This is a genomic window from Gilliamella sp. wkB108 (assembly GCF_001690195.1).
GTDB classification, from domain to species: Bacteria; Pseudomonadota; Gammaproteobacteria; order Enterobacterales; family Orbaceae; genus Gilliamella; species Gilliamella apicola_L.
Genome location: NZ_LZGM01000072.1, coordinates 1 through 1648, shown reverse-complemented (window position 1 = coordinate 1648; position 1648 = coordinate 1). Strand labels below are relative to the sequence as shown.

Genomic DNA, 1648 nt, shown 5'->3' with positions numbered 1-1648 from the left:
ATAGATTACTTATATATAATGTAGCGTTATTTTATTTATCTAATTCTTCATCTAATTTGTCTATTTTTTGTTTCATTTGGTCCACTAGGCATTCTGTGATTTTATGAGTGAAATCTGCCAGTTCATTATGATGAATTGGAGACGGAAGCGTTAAACAAATTTGATTGATTTGTTTGTCTATTATTTCCATAGACTCTTGAGTATCTGGATTTTTTTCTGATAAAGATGATAATTTTTGTAATAATATATCGTGATAATAACGGTAAGAATCAAAATTACACCTTATATTGTATTTATCTTGATAACAAGTTTTTAGCTTGTCAGTTTTAAACACCGATGAAGAGGATTGGTTTAGTACTTCAAATTGATCAGGATAAATAATTTGGTATTGGTAAGAATCATCGATTAATAATTTTTTTAGTTTAAATTGTAAATTTTCTTTATCAATTTGATAATGTTTCCAAAATATTGGTTCGATACGACGTCCAAAATCTTTTATTAATAATAAATAAATATCACCATTAGGACTAATATAATAATTGTGAATACCTAACCAAAAACAATTTTTAATATTATAAAAGTGACTAGCTAGAATAATTTTATCTTTAATTTCCTGCTTATGGACCAAAGACAACTCCACAGCGACGACAATAGTTTTTTCTTGATTAAAAAAATATTCATATTTTTTTTTATTTAAAACGAGTTTTAAATCTCCATCAGTATATATAACTGTGTTTTTATGGATTATGTCATATAAATCATTAAAATCTGTCTCTATTAAATTTGAAGAACAATTTTCTTCTTTTACAGTATTAACAAACTCCTTATTTTCATTAGGATTTATATCTGTTGTTTCCTGTTGCCAGTAATTAACATTCTTAACAAAACAATCACCTTTATATTGTTCGGGAATATTAAACAACTGACTATAGCAAGGTGTACTTAATAGCATGATTAAACCTAAATAAAATGGTGTTTTCATTATATATTTTCCCTTAATAAATCTTATTTTAATTTCTTGAAAAGACCTGTTTTAGTCATTTGATATTGACTTTTTTTAGATTTAATTTCACCTTTTTTAAAATCAGAAAGACCTGCATCTATCAGTAACTTTTTTTGCTGATTAACATAAATTATTCCATTCGCCTTTATAGTAAAATCATTCCACAGAAGTACTTCCCCTTCTTCGGAGTATCTTTCATCTAACACTATTGCATCAATAAGTTTTCCATTAGAGTCATAACTATTTAATCGGAAAGTAAAAATATGAACATCATTAGCACCAAAAGACATATACATAACACCGGTATATAGAAATTTATTAAAATTAAAATAAATGAGCGGAAAATAAAAAGCGCCACTAGAACCATGAAAATCGTCAGAAAATGTTTTAATTTTAACTGAATAATCTTGCATAGAGAATCTCAATGGCATTTTTTCATGAGATAAAATGTTTAACTCACCAAACTCATCCCAATAATAGTATTTTTTTAATTGTTTAGAAGAATAAGGTAATTTTATTTGTTGATAAAAACGTAACTCTTTCTTTATATTGGCTGAAAATGCAATATTTATATTTAACAAAATTAATAAGCAAATAATTACAAAATTTTTTAAAAATTTCATTTCTTAATTTCCTTAATTTTAT

2 protein-coding genes are annotated in these 1648 nt (G+C 25.1%); both read right to left on the bottom strand.

The window, feature by feature from the left end:
* Positions 1 to 31 precede the first annotated feature (31 nt).
* The gene (locus A9G11_RS07480) at positions 32 to 982 is read right to left on the bottom strand and encodes a hypothetical protein (protein WP_065618983.1); all 951 of its coding nucleotides are present in this window, start codon (positions 980 to 982) and stop codon (positions 32 to 34) included.
* A gap of 23 nt (positions 983 to 1005) precedes the next feature.
* Positions 1006 to 1626, bottom strand: coding sequence for a hypothetical protein (locus A9G11_RS07475; RefSeq protein ID WP_065618980.1), 621 nt, complete (start codon positions 1624 to 1626; stop codon positions 1006 to 1008).
* Positions 1627 to 1648: the final 22 nt, after the last annotated feature.